This window comes from Halogeometricum pallidum JCM 14848 (assembly GCF_000337095.1).
Taxonomy (GTDB): domain Archaea; phylum Halobacteriota; class Halobacteria; order Halobacteriales; family Haloferacaceae; genus Halogeometricum; species Halogeometricum pallidum.
Window position 1 is genome coordinate 184,150 of record NZ_AOIV01000003.1, and the last position, 16,845, is coordinate 200,994.

Below are 16,845 nucleotides of genomic sequence, written 5' to 3' on the forward strand. Positions count from 1 at the left end.
CCGCGTAAATAAATAATCGCCAATCTGCAAAAATATTTATTCATACTGATATAGAATTAACCTCCACTCACTCCATCTCATGCGACGACGCCACATCCTCCGTCGGGGCGCGGCCGCCCTCGCGGTCGGCCTCACCGCCGGGTGCGCGGCGAAGGCGGACGGCGGGAAGGACACGCCGACGGCGGCGCAACGACAGACCCCGGTCCACGGCGACCTCCCGGCTCTCCCCGTCGAGGAGCGGTGGGCGGTCGCCGGGCGGTCTATCGAGGACGCCGCGTCGGCCGACGTCGCCGACGCCGACGCGTTCGAGACGGCCGTCGCCGACGGCGGGCCGGCCGTCGAGAAACTGACGAAGCGCGGGAAGAAACTCGAACTGAAGGCGACCCCGAGCGACGCCGCGACCCGCGGCGTCGTCACCGACGTGGGACACGTCGCCGGGGCGTACGCCGCCCTCGTTCGAAGCGACGACTCCTTCGAGCGCGTCAGCGTCACGCTTCTCGACGGGTCGAAGAGGCCGTTCGGGTCGTTTCAGGTCGTCACGGCGTGGGCGAAGCGGTACGTCGACGGCGAGTGGACCGCCACGGAGTACGGCGAGGCGGTCCTCGGAACGCTGAAGACGAAGTCGTAACCGTCGCTGTCGAGGGAGTCCGGACGACGCCGCCGGCCACCGCTTCTAAGTACAGATTGAGAGAAGCGGCAAAAGCATGAGCGACGACACCGAGATCAGTAGACGGAAGGCGCTGAAAGCCGGCGGTGCGGGCGCGACGATGCTGGGTATCCTCGGGTACGGGGCGAGAGGGGTGGCGGCCGCCGACGCCGACTCGAGGTCGGACCGCGAGGACTCGGAGCCGGGGTCGGACCGCGACGAGTTCGCCTTCGGTGGCGACCTTCCGGGGCTGCTCGAACGCAACGGCCTCTGGTCGGACGCGCTCCCGGAGGGATACTTCGAGGGCGTCCGGACCTCCCAGTCCCCGGCGGTCGTCTCGATCTGTTGCTCGGACTCGCGGGTCTCACAGGCGGGGATGTTCGCAGCACCGCTCGACGCCGGCTTCCTGTTCAAACCGTCCAACATCGGCAACAAGGTCACGACGCGCGTCGACGGGGAGCGGGCGGTCGACGGGAGCTTCCTGTACGGGTTGGAGGTGTCCGGCGCCTCCTCCGGCGTCGTCGTCGGCCACACGGGATGCGGGGCCGTCACGGCCGCCTACGAGTCCGTCGTCGGCGAGACTGAAGCGCAACCCCCCGGAATCGAACAGGAGGTCGCACCTATCGTCGACGTGGTCGAGGAGGCACTCGACGGCGGCGCCGTCGAGACGGACGCCGAGAGACGAGCGGTCATAAACCAACTCGTCGAGTACAACGTCCACGCGCAGGTGGAGTATCTCCGCGGGAGCGACGAGGTATCCGAGGAGAAGGACCTCTACGGCTTCGTCTACGACTTCCAGAGCGCCTACGGCGACGTGGACGGTCGGACCGTACTCGTCAACGCGGACGGCGAGACCGACCCCGACGCGCTCCGGGAGACGGTCCCGGACGGCTACGAGGAGTTCGTCGGGAGTCTGCTCCACTGAGGTCGCCGCGCCGTCCCGCCTCTCGGAGGCCCGTTCACCGCCGAAGCCGCTCGGGCGAGCGCGTGCTTCGGGAGGGCGGTCTCTTGGAGGACGGGCGCTTCCGGCGGTGAACCCGGCTGGCGCCGTGGTCGGCCGCGGGGAGCGGATCGCCCGCGAATCCGCTGAGAACGACCCGGCCCCCGACCCTCACGAACGCACGGAAAATAGTTACTTGAAATAGAGTTAATTCGCAGAAGGCTTATCAGCGCACCTGACGTACGGTTTCGTATGGAAACGCTAGTAGCGACTCGAAAACCCACGCAGGCCGGACTCCAGAACGTTCTCGTCGCCGTCGGACCGACCGACAGCGACCGCCTCGACCGCCTCGTCGAGGAGACGGTGGACGTCGCCGGCCCCACCGGCGCGACCGTCGTCCTCGCGCACATTTTCAGCCCAGAGGACTTCGAGGACCGAGTCGAGGCGCTGGGCTTCGACCGAGGAGCCAACGACGTCTCCCCCGACAGCGTGGCCGTCCGGTACTCCGTCATCCGGGAGTTCGCGAACCGCCTCGACGCCGAGGGAATCGACTACGAGGTCCGCGGCACCGTCGGCGTCGAAGACGAGGGCATCACCGCCCTGGCAGAGGAGTCCGACGCCGACCGTATCCTCGTCGGCGGACGCAAGCGCTCTCCCACCGGGAAGGCGGTCTTCGGGAGCCTCGCACAGCAGATTATGCTCTCCGCGCCCTGCCCGGTGACGTTCGTCCGCGCGGACACCGAGTGAGGACTTCGGTATCCTCGGACGGACCCTTTCGACCTCCGCGCTCTGCTGTGTCGTCTATGCCCGTCCCGCGTCTCGTTCCGGGCGGGGTGACGCTCAGCCGCGAAGCCGAGCGACAGTCTCGCCGTCGCGCTCCGCGAGTTCAACCAGTTCGTCGCTCGCGAGGTCGGAGAGGAGACCGCAGAGCCATTCTTCGCCCGTCTCGCCCCCGTAGTCGACGCGGACTCGCGGGCCGGGGTCGGTCAAGGGAGTTCGTCGTACTCGCCGAGGGCGCGACTAACGGTTCGCGCTCTCGCGATGAGTCTCGTTTTGCGTCGGTGCTAACGAGGATTCGATTGCCGCCGCCATCGTCGGTACTCTGGCAGCGATACGTAGGTACTCGATTTGTCACTTGTTTACAGCAAAAGCAGCGTACACCCCTCAAATAAAGCGCTTCACAGGCACGGGCCAGCTAAATCTTGATTTCAGCAGAGTACATTTACGCACGTCCCCGGAAGTAACGACTGCGAGTAGGGTGTAGATGTAGGGGGAGCTACCGACCTTGTAGAGAGATGGTCTCTCACAACCCGGCTGTCCGATTCAGCCAGAGATAGGCGTTTTGAACGCTTCTTCGTCCGATGTGGAGTTCTATCTCAAGAGTGAATTCAGACACGGAGACGGTGATCCGGGGCTTCGAAGAACTCTGAAACCCCAGTACACCCCGCCGAATCGGGGGTGTATCGCCAGAATCGCCTTCTGAACAGTGTGGCTCTACGCTAGATCCTAGCTACAGATGCGAGAGCAAACGCCGAGAATCGGACAGACAACCGATGGAACGTCCGAGTGTGAAATCTCGGCCGTCACCCCCGGTCGAGAGCAACAGACACTGCGAGCCACCGCCGAAGCGGCCGCTACACCCCGTCAAGAGGACCACACTCCGGGACACAGAGGGGTGTACTCTCCTTCGATCCTCTTCTCACTATACTTGATATCTGATATGTAAGTTTCCACTCGCTTCTTTCGCCCGAGCACAGGGCGGGAGAACGGTCGCTCGCCCAGTACCGTGCTCGGAGGATCGAAGTCACCGTCGGGAGGGAGCGTCGACCCGTGAGGGCGTTCCGTGTTCGATTCGGGCTGACGGTTGACACCGGTTCGCGTGGTTCGCTCGATGACTGGCGAGAGTAACTACCGTAGCTTGGCGGTCGGATTTCCATCCCAGTCTTCGATCTCGACTAACTCGTCGTCGGCCAACTCAGATACTAATTCTTGGAGCCACGCTCGGCCGTAACTCCCATTCGGGCTGTAGTCGACGCGAATCTTCGGCCCCAGTTCATCCAGCGCCAGTTCGTCGTACTCACTGAGTACACGAACGATCCTCCCTCGGAACTGTCGCCGACTCCCCTCGAACTCGGGTTGTGTCGGCACGTCCGGTGCGGTGAAATCGCCCGTCTCGTAGGCGTGACACCATTTTCGCCACGGACATCCAGCCTCGTCGCACCGCGGCGTCTTCCCGCAGGCGACGCCGCCGAGTTCCATAATCGCGTTGTTCCAGACGCACGACTCCCCCTCGGGCATCAGCGCGGAGGCGACGCGTTCGAAGGCGGTGTCGTCATCCGGGGTATCGAAGGCGCGGTGCAGAACGCGCTTCACGTTCGTGTCCACCACCGCGTCGCCGTTGTCGAACGCGAAGGAGGCGACGGCGTTGGCGGTGTAGGGCCCGACGCCCATCAGTTCGGACAGTTCGTCGGGCGATTCGGGAAACTCGCCGCCGTACTCCTCGGTCACCTGTCGGGCCGCCTCGTGGAGGTACTTCGCGCGGTTGTTGTAGCCGAGGCTGTGTCCGCTCCAGAAGGAGACCACGTCGCTGCGGTCGGCCGCCGCGAGGGCCGCCGCGGTGGGCCACTTCTCGAGAAAGTCCGCCCACGCCGCGACGACGCGGTTGAGTTGCGTCTGCTGGCTCATCACCTCCGAGACGAGAATCTCGTAGGGGTCGTGCGTCCGTCGCCACGGGAAGTCGCGGTGGTCGGCCTCGTACCACTCGACGAGGGCGTCGCGCACCGCCTCGACCTCTTCGGGGTCGTCCGGGAGGGCGGGCGCGTCGCCGGCGTCGAGGGTCGAGGCGTCGCCGTCGGTCATCGTGTGAAGGTGGGGCTGGCGCGGATTTAGGGGTGGTGATTCCGCGCCGGGGGAGTCCGTTCCGAGTCGCAGAAGCCTTACGCGCCGCAGTCCTCGGAGGCGGGTATGGGACTCGACGAACTCACCGACGACGTCGAAGCCGCGTACGTCGACACCGACGAGGAGACGACGGCGTCGCTGGACCGCGAGACGCGACACGAACTGGCGATGCTGTCGGCCGCCTTCGAGACCGACGAGGTGGACGAACTGCTCCGCCGGGCGGTCCACCTGCTCTTTCAGACCACCGTCGACCGGGGAACGCTCGACTTCCACCTCCGCCAGGGCTACGACGTGACGTACGACGAGTACCTCTCGGGGATGACGTACGACGAGATGACCGGGCAGGACCAGTACCCGCAACGCGACGACGAACGGCGCTACCAGATGTGAGCGCCGGGGGAGTCGGACGGCGCCGGGTCAGCGGAACTCGACCCGCGCGTCGACCCCGTCGCGCCTGACGTATCCGGTCTCCACCGCGGCGCGGTCGATATCGAAGACGCGGAGGGAGACGACCAATCGCCCGTCGCCCAGCGACGCCCGCAGGAGGACCCCCTCGCTGGTGACGACCACGTACGGCGGGGCCGCGACGGGCGGGGCGGGCATCGGACGCCCGGCGGCCGTCACGAGGTCCGAGAGGACGCGCGGGAGGTGCGCGAGCAGTCCCGCGGCGTCGAGAGCGCGCTGAAATGCTGGGACGACGGCGTCCCGGTCCGTCGTCCGGGGGGAATGCGCGGACGAGGTTTCGCCGGGGGTATGGTCGTCTCCACCACCGTTCCACTCGGTCGCGACGGCGTCCGCGCACGTCGAGAGGCCGTCCAGCACGTCCGAGTGCTCGGCGGACAGACGCCGTTCGACGCGGTCGACGACGCCGGCCGGGTCGGCCGAGTCGGGCGGACCGGGTGGGTCGGACGGGTCGGACACGGTGGCTCCTCCTCGACGCGTCGGAAGAAAAGTTCGTCGTCGTTCGCCGCTCAGTCGTCGGAGGCGACGGGTTCGGATGTCTCGGCCGCGTCGACGGCGTCTTCGAGTGCGGCGGCCGTCCCCGCCTCGAGGCCGAGGTCGCTCTCGAAGTCCACGTCTTCGTCGGTCAGGCGGAACTCCGCGAGCAGTCCTCGGAGTTCGCCCGCCCGGTCGGCGAGGTCGGTTGCGCCGTCCGCCACCTCGGTGAGCGTCGCGGTCTGCTGTTCGCTCGCCGCGGAGACGTTCTGCGCCTCGGCGGTCGTCTCCTCGCCGATGCCGGCGAGTTCGTCGGCCATCGAGAGCACCTCGTCGGCCGCGCCGGTCTGTTCGTCCATCGCGGCGGCGACTTCCTCGACGCTGGCGCTGTTCTGACTCACGCCGGCGGCTATCTCGTCGAACGACGAGAGCGCCTCGTCCACGTCGTCGGTCCCCGCCTCGACCCGTTCGCGCATCCCCTCGATGCCGTCGACCACCTCGACCCGTTTGTCCTGGAGCGTTCCGACGTGCGTTTCGATGGTCTCGGCGTACGTCGCCGTCTCCTCGGCGAGGTGTTTCACCTCCTCGGCGACGACGGCGAACCCGGCGCCCGCCTCGCCCGCGCGGGAGGCCTCGATGTTCGCGTTCAGCGCGAGGATGTTCGTCTGCTCGGCGAGGTCGGCGATGACGCCGGTGACGCTGCTGATGCGGGCAATCTCCTCGTCGAGGTCCTCGACCAACGCGACGGCCTCGCGCGTCTCCGCCTCGATGGCCTCGACGCTGTCGAGGGCGGCGTCGGCCGCCTCGTGGCCCTCCTCCGCCCGGCCGGCGACCTGCGCGGACCCGGCGGCCAGGTCGTCGGTCGTCGCGGAGACTTCCTGCACCGACGCCGAGAGCGAGCCCATCTCGCCGGAGAGATCGGAGAGGTGGTCGGCCTGTTCGCGCGCGCCGGCCGAGATGTGCTCGACCGAGCGGGCTATCTCGTCGCTGGCGGCGCTGACCTCGGCGGCGCCCTCGGCGACGCCGGAACTGCTGGCCGCGACCGTCTCGCCGAACGCCGTCAGGGCGAGCAGCGTCGCCTCCAACTCGGCCGTCATCTCGTTGAACGCGACCGCGATAGTCCGCATGTCCTCGGAGTCGGAGTCTGTGTCCATCCGGACGGTCAGGTCGCCGTCGGCGGCCTCGCTCATCACGTCGCTGTAGCGACTGGCGTCCGCGCGCTGGGACTTGAGGTCGTCTCTGAGCGACGCGACGCCGTCGACGACCGAACCGAACTCGTCGGTGCGGTCCGTCGGCAGCGACACGTCCAGGTCCCCCCCGCGGAGGCGTTCGACGCGCCCCGCCAGCGCGGAGAGGGGACTGACCGTCGTGCCGTGGATGACGGCGCCGAGGACGACGAAGCCGAGGCCGACGGCGCCCAAGAGGAGGAGCAACTGCGTCGCGACCCGCGACTCGACCGCGTAGACCACATCGCTGGGCGCGTGGACGACGGCGACGAAGTCGGTGCCGGCGACGGGCGCGTAGGCGACGAGGTGACGTTCGTCCATCACGCCGTTGGCGGCTTCCTCGTAGACGCCGGCGTTGCCGGCGGCGCCGTCGGTCAGGGCCGTCGCGTTCTCGACGCCGTAGTCACCGTAGTTACCGCGGCCCGAGGCGTCGAGTTGGACTCGTCCGTCGGCCGTGACGACCTGCGCGAAACTCCCTTCGACTGCGGTGTCGAGGGTGAGTTCGGCGTAGCTCACGTCGGCGACGACCATCACGACGCGGTCGGACTTCAGTTGGACCGGGCTGACGAACGCCACGAGCGTCCGCCCGTCGCGCTGGTACGGGCGGGTGACCGACACCTCGTCCGCGATCGACATCTCCATCGACCCCTCGACGAACTCGGTTCCGTCGGGGAGCGGGGCGGTGCCGACGGCCTCCTCGCGGGAGCTAGCGACGATTTTCGAGTACTCGGTATCGACGTAGTGGACCTCGGCCACGGCGGTCGGGAGGACGGCTTTCTCGCGGCGGAGATACTGGGAGATGACGGGGTCGTTCGCGGTCTGGAACACGTTGTACCGCGAAATCATCCGCGCGGTCTGTCGTTGTTGGGTCATCCACCCCGACAGCTGTTCGGACTGGAGGGTGGCCGTCGTCTCCAGGTCGCGCTGGGCCGAGTGGCTCACCTCCTCGGCGACCGTGACGTACGTGTAGCCGCCGATGGCGACGACGACCACCGTGACGACGGCGAACAACAGCGCCAGTTTCGCCAGGTAGTTTCTGCGGAGCGCTTCGGGGAGCAGTTCATCTAATTGTCGGGCGACCTTCATTCGGTTCGTCGGACGAAGTTTCGGTTGAAAACAGTTCGCCGACAATTATCAAAATTGGTTTTCTAAATCGGGAGACGTAGCCGAGGTCATTCTCAATTATTCGTGTAATAAATCGCCGAGGAGGGGTAGTCGGTCGCCGTCAGGCGCCCGATTCGGAGCGGCCCGGCCGGAGCGTTCCGCCCCGAGCGGTCGGTTACGGCCGTCCGCCGTCCGTTCTCGCGGTCGCGCGCTCCCGTTCCGGGTTCGCGGCGTCGCCGTCGCTCGGGGCGTCGACGGGACTCACCGACCGGTCGCCCGTCGCGTCCGCCGCGCCGACACCGTCCACCTCGAACTGGGCGAGTCGCTCTTGGAGTTCGTCCACCTGCCGTGCCAGTTGGGTGGCGCTGTCGGTTACTTCGCCGAGCGAGGCCGTCTGCTCCTCGGCCGCCGCGGAGACGTTCTCCGCCTCGCTGGTCGTTTCCTCGACGACGCTGGCGACCTCGTCCGTCATCGACTGAACGCCCTGCGCGGCGTTCGCCTGCTCGGAGGTGGCGGAGGATATCTCGCCGGCGCTGCCGTTCACCTCGCCGACGGCGTCGTCGATGTCGTCCAGCGTTCGGAGCGCGTTCGTCACGGCCTCGGTTCCCTCCGAGACCGACTCGCGCATTCCCTCGATGCCGTCGGTCACGTCCTCTCGTTGCTCGCGCACCTCCTCGACGAGCGTCGAGATGTCGTCGGCGAAGTCCCGCGTCTCCTCGGCCAGCGACTTCACCTCGTTGGAGACGACGGCGAAGCCCTCGCCGGCTTCGCCGGCGCGGGCTGCCTCGATGTTCGCGTTCAGCGCGAGGATGTTCGTCTGCTCGGCTAGCCCGCCGATGAGGTCGGTTATCTCGCCCACTTCGATCAGTTTCTCGTCCAATCGTTCGACGGCCGTGACCGTCTCCTCGGTCTCCCGTTCGATGGCGTCGATGCCGGAGAGGGCATCCTCGGCGAACGCCTGCCCGCGTTGGCTCTGGACTGCCGTCTCGTCGGCCTGTGTCGCCACCTCGTCGGACGCGGCGGCGACCTGCTGGATGGCGGCCGACAGCCGTTCCATCTCCGTCGAGAGCGTCCCGACGCTGTCGGACTGTTCGTGCGCGCCCGAGGATATCTGCTCGACGGACTCGGCCACTTCCTGACTCGCGCGGTTCACCTCGGTGGCGCTGGTCGCCACCTCCTCGCTCTGGGCGGCCACGTCGTCAGAGAAGCGCTTAACCGCGACCACCGTCGTCTCCAACCCGTCCATCATCTCGTTGAACGTCTCTGCGATGCGGCGCATGTCGTCGCTCTCGCTGTCCTCGTTCATCCGCGCCGTCAGGTCGTTGTCCGCGGCGGCGCGCATCGTATCGAGGTGCGCGCTCGCATCCTCGCGCTGGGCGCGCAGGTCTCGGCGGAGCATATCGACGCCGTCGGCGACTCGTCCGAGTTCGTCCGGACGATTTAGGTCCGCGCGTTCGTCCAAATCGCCCTCTCGGATGCGTTCGACGCGTCCTTCGAGCGTCTGGAGCGGTTGGGCGACGTACCGAGTGAGAAACAGCGCGATGGCCGCGAGGCCGAGCAGGGTACCGAGAAAGAGCACGCCGAGGTCTATCAACAGGGTCCGTTCGAGTTCCTGCGCGACCGCGGCGGAACTGTGTTGCTCTATCTCCGCGGCGAGGCCGACGTACGTGTAGACGCTGGCCCCGCCGACGAACACCGTGACGACGAGGAACAACGAGACGAGTACCTTCGTGAAACTGTCTCTAATTCGGTTCAGTAGGGGTATCTGTTCGACTTTCATCGTAACGACCGGATCGAAGGATATCGAACGGTTATACCTACTCGCCTAATTATCAGGTCCGATTTTAGAGATATTCAAATAGTTCGGAACTGATGCGGTAGAACATTAGTTACCGTTCGAGGAGGGTGGGTTTTCTGAGAGTAGTGTCGCGCAGTCACGGTCCGAAGCGAACCCCCTCCGCTTGGCTCCCTCCGGAGGACTTTATCGGGCGGCGGCCCCACCGGCGGGTATGGAAACCGAAGAAGTCGAGCGACTCATCGAATCGGGTATCGAGGACGCGGAGGCGACGGTGACGCTCCCGCGGGTTCCGGACGAAGAGCACGAGGACGCCCACTTCGCGGCCGTCATCGTCTCGCCGGCGTTCGAGGGGAAGACACTCGTCCAGCAGCACCAGATGGTGTACGACGCGCTCGGGGAGTCGATGACGACGGACATCCACGCGATGGAGTTGAAGACGTACACGCCCGAGGAGCACGAGACGGTGAACGGGGACGAGTAGCACCGCTCGGACGGGGAGAGAAACGCGGTAACAGGGGAAGAACGGCGGCGGGAGAACGGGGAGACGCGGGGCCGGTCGGTCGGGCCCCGGTCAGCCGATCAGAAGCGCGGTTCGGTCTCTTCGAGTTCGGCGAGCGAGCGGTTCTTCAGCGTCTCGCCCGTGTCGGTGTCGAACAGGTGGATGGCGTCCTCGGGGATGCGGGCGACGACCGGTTGCCCGGCGTCGAGGCTCCGCATCCCGTCGATGGTCGCCACGAACTCGGCGGCGCCGTCCGTCTCGAACGACAGGTAGACGTTGTTCTCGTTACCCATCGGTTCGACGACGTCGACGACGGTGCCGAAGTCGTGTTCGCCCGACCCCTCCTCGACCAGTTGCACGTCCTCCGGGCGGATGCCGAGCGTGACGTTCGTCGCGTCGCCGACGGCCTCGCGCGTCTCCTGGGAGATGGGGTAGTCGAACTGGTCGCCGCTCAACCGGTCCTCCCGCGCCTCCATCTCGAAGAAGTTCATCGAGGGTTCGCCGATGAACCCCGCGACGAACAGGTTCGCGGGTTGGTGGTACGCCTCCAGCGGCGTCGCCACCTGCTGGAGTTCGCCGTCGTTGAGGATGGCGATGCGGTCGCCCATCGTCATCGCCTCCGTCTGGTCGTGCGTCACGTAGACGGTGGTGACGCCGAGGTCCTCCTGCAGACGCTGAAGCTCCGTCCGCATCTGCGAGCGGAGTTTCGCGTCGAGATTCGACAGCGGTTCGTCCATCAAGAACACCTTCGGGTCGCGCACGATGGCGCGGCCCAAGGCGACGCGCTGTTGCTGCCCGCCCGAGAGTTCGCCGGGTTTCCGGTCGAGGAGCGCGGCGATGCTCAGCATCTCGGCGGTGTCGGTGACGACCGAGTCTATCTCGCCGTCGGACATGTCCGTCGACTCTTCGAGGCCGAACGACATGTTCTGGCGGACGGTCATGTGCGGGTACAGCGCGTACGACTGGAACACCATCGCGATGTCCCGGTCCCGCGGGGGGCGCCCGGTGACGACGTCACCGCCGAGGCGGATGTCCCCGCTGGAGGCCGTCTCCAGTCCCGCTATCATCCGGAGCGTGGTGGATTTCCCGCACCCGGAGGGACCGACGAGGACGAGAAACTCCCCGTCGGCGATATCTATCGAGACGTCGTCGACCGCGACGATGTCCGAACCGTCGTCGTCGTACACCTTCGTAATGTGATCGAGTGTGAGTTCTGCCATTTATGTTTCACCTGCGACCCCTTCGGCGAACTGGTCGCCGAACAGGACGTACACCAAGAGCGTCGGGAGCGCCGCGACGAACGCGGCGGCCATCTGGACGTTGTACTGCTGGACCATCGAGCCTTGGAGTTTGTTCAGCGCTATCGTCGCCACCTCGCTCGTCGGCGAGGACACCAACACCAGCGCGAACAGGAAGTCGTTCCACACCTGCGTGAACTGGTAGATGAGCACCACCGCGAACATCGGCTTCGACAGCGGGAAGATGATGCGCTGATAGATGCGCGTGAACGTCGCGCCGTCGATGCGCGCCGCCTCCAGCATCGACTGGTCGAAACTCGCGTAGTACGACCGGAACAGGATGGTGCAGATGGGAATCCCGTAGGCCGTGTGCGTGACGATGAGTTCGATGAGTCCGACCCGCTGGGCGAGGAACGGCACGCCGGCGAGGTAGTTCTGCAGGCCGACGATGGTCCAAAAGCGCGTCAGCGGAACGAGCACGGACTGGTACGGGACGAACATCCCGGCGACGAACAGCATCAGCACGCCGGCCTGTCCGCGCCAGTTGAGGTTCGTCAGCCCGTACGCCGCCACGGAGCCGATGAGGCCCGACAGCACCGTCGCCGGGATGGCGACGAACGCGCTGTTGTACAGCGCGCCGGAGAAGTCCGTGAGCGGGCCCTGCATCTGCGCCCACGCCTCGTACCACGGCTGGAGCGTGAAGCCGTCCCCGAACGGCGGGACGAACGGCGTCGACGAGAAGAACGCGTCCTGCGTCTTGATGGCCGTCATCAGTCCCGTCTCTAACGGCGCGAGGTAGAACAGCGCCATCGCGACGAGGACGGCGTACAGCGCGACGCGGGAGACGCTCAGTCCCTCCGTGTCGGTGCTCATAGGTCACCCCGCTGGTACTGCACGTACAGGTAGGGACCGATGACCACCAAGGCGAGTCCGAACAGCACGGTGGCGATGGCAGCCCCGTACGCCCAGTTCGACGAGCTGAACGCCTCGCGGAACATCATCGTCGCGAGGATGTCCGTCGAGGGGCCCGGCGTGTCGCCGAACATGACGTAGAGGAAGTCGAACGCCTTCAGCGCGAACACCATCAGCACGACGGCGGCGCTCATCGTCGAGGCGCGCAGTTGCGGGATGATGACGCGCCAGTACATGCGGAGCGTCGACGCGCCGTCGATGCGCGCCGCCTCGAACTGGTCGCTCGGGATGGCGCGCAGGCCGGCGAGGTAGACGACCATGCAGTAGCCGCTGAACTGCCACATCAGCGCGAAGATGACCGCCGCGAGCTTCGTGCTCGGGTCGCTTATCCAGTCGTTCGCGAGGAAGCCGAGACCGACTCCCCTGAGAACGACGTTGATGAGGCCGAACTCGGGGTTGTACATCCACGCCCAGAAGATGGCCGTCACGACGAACGACAGGCTCATCGGCAGGAGGTAGACGGTCCGCAGCGTGTTCTCGAAGCGGATACCCCGGTCGACGAGGATGGCGACGAGCAGTCCGACCACCAGCGAGACGACGGTGAACGCGACGAGCAGAACGACGGTGTTTCGCGCGGCGGCGACGAACGTCGGGTCGGCCAGCATCCGCGCGTACATCGAGAAGTCGAGGTTGCCGTAGTCGGGGCTGCCGAACCCCTCCCACTCGGTCAGCGAGATGACGGCGTTCCAGCCGATGGCGCCGTAGACGAACAGGCCCATGAGGAGCGCCGGCGGGAGCCAGAAGGGGAGCGAGCGGACGAACTCCGACTCGCGCCAGGACCGCTGGGACCCTCCGGTCGACTCCGTCGCCGTCTTCGTGACGGTGCCGCCGTCGGTCCGAACGTCGTCGCCGCTCGGGTCGCTCTCTTCGCCGCTGCCGCGGGTCACGAGTCGTCGAAAGAGTGATTCGAGCATCGTCGCCCGTTAGTTGGACGGGAAGGCGTTCACGAGCGCGGTGGTCGTCGAATCGACGTTCCACTGTTCGTTGAAGCCCGCGAACGCCTCGTCGATGTTGCCGTGAACGTCCGGCGTCACCGCCGTCCCGTGCGCGATGGTGGGCGGCTGTGACTCGGAGTTCTTGAAGTCCTCTATCTGCGAGGAGAGGAACGGTCCGAACTGGTCCGCCGGCACGTCGGTTCGCGGCGGGATGGACCCTTTGACGGGGTTGAACCGCTCCTGCGCGTCGACGGTGCCGCAGTAGCTCAGGAACTTCCGCGTCGCGTCGGGCGAGGGATTGTTCTTCGGGAAGACGAACGAGTCCGTCACCACGGAGTACATCGACGAGGTGCCCGGGAACGGGACCATGTTCCAGTCGCTCTCGTAGGCGAAGTCCGAGGCGGACTTGTACTGCCCCGCCGCCCAGTCACCCTGGTGGATGAACGCGGCGTCGCCGTTGACGACCTTGCTGTTCGCCTGGTCCCACGAGATGGAGCCGGCGTCGTCGTTGAAGTGCTGGTGGTAGTCCTTCAGCGTCCGGAGGGATTTCTTGACGGCGCTCTCGTGCTTGGAGATGTTGCCGTTCACGATGGCGTCGTTGTACGCGTCGACGCCGTTGTAGCCGAGGAAGATGGTCTCCCACAGCTGAACGGACGACCACGGCGACTGCGTCTGGTGGGCCATCGGCACCGCGTCGGTGTTCTCGGAGATGGTCGCGAGCGCGTCCGTGACCGCGGCGGGGTCCGAGAGGCTAGAGGGGTCGACGCCCGCCTCCTCGAGGACCGCCGTGTTGTAGAAGAGGTTGTTGAGCCGGTGGATGTTGAGCGGAACCGCGACGTAGTTACCCGACGGCTGGGCGAGGTCCTGTACGCCCTGCCGGTAGGCGTCGCGCATCTCCTGGCTCCACACCGAGTCGCCCAGCGTGTTCAGCACGTCGCCCTCGACGTACTGGGTGAGCGCCTTGCCCGGCCAGATCTGGAACGTGCTGGGCGGGTTCTGGTTGAGCACGCGGTTCTTGACGACCGTGTCGAGCGCCGACCCCGCGCCGCCGGGCGCCGGGTTGTTGTTCACCTCGACGTCCGGGTACTCCTGTTTGAACCCTTCGAGCAGCGCGTTCAGCGCGTCCTGCTCGCCGCCGGCCGTCCACCAGTGGACGAGTTCGAGCGCGTTGCCGCTGCCGCCGCTCTGTTCGGTCGCGGTCTCGGTGGATTCTCCGCTCGTCCCCTCGCCGCCCGCCTGTGTCGTTCCCTCCGTCTCGGTCTGTTCGCCGCCGCTGGAACAGCCGGCAAGTCCCGCCATTCCGGCACCAGCCAGACCGCTGAGTCGAAGATACGTGCGTCGCGAAAGTCCGTCGTCGTCGGTTTTTTCGTTCATGGTAATTTGTCGTTGACAGTTGCGCGTAAACCATTACCGCATGGTTTAGTTAAACATTTCCGGTCTTTACTGATATATGAGTGAATCAGTATATGGGCACAGTATGGTATGTACCGAATCGCTCGACAGCGAGCGGATACGGGCGATGTAGATCGCGTATCCGATAGGTCGGCGCTGACGACGGCAAAGAAAATCCTCTCGAACCGCGGCGTTTCGGGCCGTTACGCCGAGATTTCGTTTCGTCTCCCAGAAAATTGTTTTCAGTTCGTGAAACGGTGTCGTCGGTGCGCTGGGGGCGAATGGGACCGGGACCAACGGGTTTTACGCGGACACCCTTCGTCCCCCGACGTATGAGCGAGGACTACCGTACCGAACGGGACAGTCTCGGCGAGATGCAGGTGCCGGCGGACGCCTACTGGGGCGCGCAGACCCAACGGGCCGTCGAGAACTTCCCCATCTCGGGCATCACGTTCAGTCGCCGGTTCATCCGCGCGCTGGGCGTCGTGAAGAAGGGGGCGGCGCAGGCGAACCGCGAACTCGGACTCCTGGACGACGAGAAGGCCGACGTCATCGTCGAGGCCGCCGACGAGGTCATCGCTGGCGAACACGACGACCAGTTCCCCGTCGACGTGTTTCAGACGGGGTCGGGCACTTCCTCGAACATGAACGCCAACGAAGTCATCGCCAACCGCGCCGCCGAACTGCTGGGCGAGGAGATCGGCGACCGGGTCGTCCACCCCAACGACCACGTCAACTACGGGCAGTCCTCGAACGACGTCATCCCGACGGCGATGCACGTCTCGGCGCTCGAAGCGGTCGAGAAGGACCTCCTGCCCGCTCTCGATACGCTCCGCGAGTCGCTCGAAGCGAAAGAAGAGGAGTTCTCGGACGTCGTCAAGACGGGTCGCACCCACCTGCAGGACGCGACGCCCATCACGCTCGGACAGGAGTTCGGCGGCTACCGCACGCAGGTCGAAAAGGGCCTCGGCCGCCTCGACCACGTCCGCGACCACCTCTCGGAACTCGCCCTCGGCGGAACCGCCGTCGGCACCGGGCTGAACACCCACCCCGAGTTCCCCGAGAAGGCCGCGGAGTACATCTCCGAGGAGACCGATATCGAGTTCCGCGAGGCCGACAACCACTTCGAAGCGCAGGCCGCCCACGACGCGATGAGCGAGGCGCACGGCGCGCTCAGAACCATCGCGGGGTCGATGAACAAGATAGCCAACGACCTGCGCCTGCTCGCCTCCGGGCCGCGTAACGGCCTCGGCGAGATAGAGCAACCGGAGAACCAACCCGGAAGCTCCATCATGCCCGGGAAGATCAACCCGGTCGTCGCGGAAGCCGTCAATCAGGTCCACAAGCAGGTCGTCGGCAACGACGCCGCCGTCTCCGCCGGCGCCGCCGAGGGGCAGATAGACCTCAACCTCTACAAGCCCGTCATCGCACACAACGTCCTCGAATCGACGCAGATGCTCTCGAACGCCGCCGAGACGTTCGGGACGAAGTTCGTCGCCAAACTCGAAGCCAACGAGGAAGTCTGCGAGGAACAGGTCGAACGCTCGATGGCCCTCGCCACCGCGCTGAACCCGACCATCGGCTACGACAAGGCCAGCGAAGTCGCCAAGACGGCGCTGAAAGAGGACAAGACCGTCCGCGAAGTCGTTGTCGACAAGGGCTATCTCTCGGAGGAGGAGGCCGACGAGGTGCTGGACCCCGAGAAGATGACTCACCGGGGCATCCTCGGCGACGACTGAGGGCGCCTCGCGCCGGGCCGAGACGGTCCGGGCGCGCCGTGATACCGCACCTCAATAGTTTCTTTCGGGGACGTTCGTTCGGCAATCGAACGACGGCGTCGCAGCCGTGCGGAACAGTCACGAGCACCGGACAGAATCGGTATTTTGATGCCGGAATCCGTAGAAATAGCAATCATGCCGAGCCTTCAGTATCGGCGTGAGCACGGCCGCGACATGTTGGAGTGTCGAGGTTGCGGCGCCACGTTCCCAGAGGGGCAAGCGACGAACGACGGGTGGCACTACGAGTGCCCCGAGTGCAACGAGGCGACGGGTCTCGGTCAGGGTTTGCGTCGCGTCTGAGCGACGGATAGGACGGGCCCGGTTCGGGTCCGAAACGGATGGATGGCGCGCGGAGCGTCGATTTCCGGCGGGCGCGGCATCGACCGCGTCCGCCCGCCGATTCGAGACGTGAGGAGCGCCTCCGCCGACGGCCCCGGTCGGGCGCGCCGGCGCCCGTTGTGAATCCTTTTTACACCCCGCACT

At 66.0% G+C, this 16,845-nt stretch carries 16 protein-coding genes; 7 read left to right on the forward strand and 9 right to left on the reverse strand.

All coding sequences use genetic code 11. The annotated features are described in order from the left end of the window. Nucleotides 1-79: 79 nt before the first annotated feature. The 3 genes from C474_RS01580 to C474_RS01590 all read left to right on the forward strand — a co-directional run bounded on the left by C474_RS01580 (nucleotide 80) and on the right by C474_RS01590 (nucleotide 2,333). Nucleotides 80-628: a hypothetical protein gene (locus C474_RS01580; protein WP_008383278.1), complete on the forward strand. Its 549-nt coding sequence runs from the start codon at nucleotides 80-82 to the stop codon at nucleotides 626-628. Nucleotides 629-704: 76 nt separating this feature from the next. After that, entirely contained in the window at nucleotides 705-1,571 is an 867-nt protein-coding gene (locus C474_RS01585) for a carbonic anhydrase (protein WP_008383280.1), read from the forward strand. Nucleotides 1,572-1,838: 267 nt separating this feature from the next. Next, nucleotides 1,839-2,333, forward strand: a complete 495-nt coding sequence (locus C474_RS01590) for a universal stress protein (protein ID WP_008383282.1) — start codon at nucleotides 1,839-1,841, stop codon at nucleotides 2,331-2,333. Between the two features lie 93 nt (nucleotides 2,334-2,426). Here C474_RS01590 and C474_RS21160 read toward each other — a convergent pair whose 3' ends face one another. Together C474_RS21160 and C474_RS01595 are read right to left on the reverse strand one after the other, a co-directional pair. Continuing rightward, entirely contained in the window at nucleotides 2,427-2,576 is a 150-nt protein-coding gene (locus C474_RS21160; protein WP_008383285.1) for a hypothetical protein, read from the reverse strand. Between the two features lie 918 nt (nucleotides 2,577-3,494). Beyond that, nucleotides 3,495-4,445, reverse strand: a complete 951-nt coding sequence (locus C474_RS01595; RefSeq protein ID WP_008383287.1) for an HhH-GPD family protein — start codon at nucleotides 4,443-4,445, stop codon at nucleotides 3,495-3,497. A gap of 105 nt (nucleotides 4,446-4,550) precedes the next feature. Here C474_RS01595 and C474_RS01600 point away from each other — a divergent pair, with 105 nt between their 5' ends. Continuing rightward, entirely contained in the window at nucleotides 4,551-4,874 is a 324-nt protein-coding gene (locus C474_RS01600; protein ID WP_008383289.1) for a hypothetical protein, read from the forward strand. A gap of 27 nt (nucleotides 4,875-4,901) precedes the next feature. On the opposite strand, the gene C474_RS01605 is transcribed toward C474_RS01600, so the two are convergent. The 3 genes from C474_RS01605 to C474_RS01615 form a co-directional block, all read right to left on the reverse strand. Next, nucleotides 4,902-5,405 carry a hypothetical protein gene (locus C474_RS01605; protein ID WP_008383291.1) on the reverse strand — a complete coding sequence of 168 codons (504 nt, stop codon included), beginning with the start codon at nucleotides 5,403-5,405 and terminating at the stop codon, nucleotides 4,902-4,904. Nucleotides 5,406-5,455: 50 nt separating this feature from the next. Then, a complete protein-coding gene (locus C474_RS01610; RefSeq protein WP_008383294.1) occupies nucleotides 5,456-7,732 on the reverse strand; it encodes a methyl-accepting chemotaxis protein in 2,277 nt (758 codons plus the stop codon). A gap of 193 nt (nucleotides 7,733-7,925) precedes the next feature. After that, on the reverse strand, nucleotides 7,926-9,530 hold the full coding sequence (locus tag C474_RS01615; RefSeq protein ID WP_008383295.1) for a methyl-accepting chemotaxis protein: 1,605 nt from the start codon (nucleotides 9,528-9,530) through the stop codon (nucleotides 7,926-7,928). A gap of 229 nt (nucleotides 9,531-9,759) precedes the next feature. Between C474_RS01615 and C474_RS01620 the strand changes: the two genes are divergently transcribed. After that, nucleotides 9,760-10,029, forward strand: coding sequence for a BolA family protein (locus C474_RS01620; protein ID WP_008383298.1), 270 nt, complete (start codon nucleotides 9,760-9,762; stop codon nucleotides 10,027-10,029). A 98-nt stretch (nucleotides 10,030-10,127) separates the two neighbouring features. Here the strand turns inward: C474_RS01620 and C474_RS01625 are convergent, their stop codons facing one another. From C474_RS01625 to C474_RS01640, 4 genes are read right to left on the reverse strand one after another with little or no spacing between them, the layout of a single operon-like run. Beyond that, on the reverse strand, nucleotides 10,128-11,267 hold the full coding sequence (locus C474_RS01625; RefSeq protein WP_008383299.1) for an ABC transporter ATP-binding protein: 1,140 nt from the start codon (nucleotides 11,265-11,267) through the stop codon (nucleotides 10,128-10,130). Continuing rightward, complete coding sequence (locus tag C474_RS01630; protein ID WP_008383302.1) at nucleotides 11,268-12,158, reverse strand: carbohydrate ABC transporter permease; 891 nt, start codon at nucleotides 12,156-12,158, stop codon at nucleotides 11,268-11,270. Beyond that, nucleotides 12,155-13,171, reverse strand: a complete 1,017-nt coding sequence (locus tag C474_RS01635) for a carbohydrate ABC transporter permease (protein ID WP_008383303.1) — start codon at nucleotides 13,169-13,171, stop codon at nucleotides 12,155-12,157. Before C474_RS01635 ends, C474_RS01630 begins: the two co-directional genes overlap by 4 nt. A gap of 9 nt (nucleotides 13,172-13,180) precedes the next feature. Continuing rightward, on the reverse strand, nucleotides 13,181-14,566 hold the full coding sequence (locus C474_RS01640; RefSeq protein WP_008383305.1) for an ABC transporter substrate-binding protein: 1,386 nt from the start codon (nucleotides 14,564-14,566) through the stop codon (nucleotides 13,181-13,183). Nucleotides 14,567-14,916: 350 nt separating this feature from the next. Here C474_RS01640 and C474_RS01645 point away from each other — a divergent pair, with 350 nt between their 5' ends. After that, entirely contained in the window at nucleotides 14,917-16,323 is a 1,407-nt protein-coding gene (locus tag C474_RS01645) for a class II fumarate hydratase (RefSeq protein WP_008383307.1), read from the forward strand. A gap of 174 nt (nucleotides 16,324-16,497) precedes the next feature. Beyond that, the gene (locus tag C474_RS23400; protein ID WP_008383308.1) at nucleotides 16,498-16,662 is read left to right on the forward strand and encodes an HVO_2901 family zinc finger protein; all 165 of its coding nucleotides are present in this window, start codon (nucleotides 16,498-16,500) and stop codon (nucleotides 16,660-16,662) included. Nucleotides 16,663-16,845: the final 183 nt, after the last annotated feature.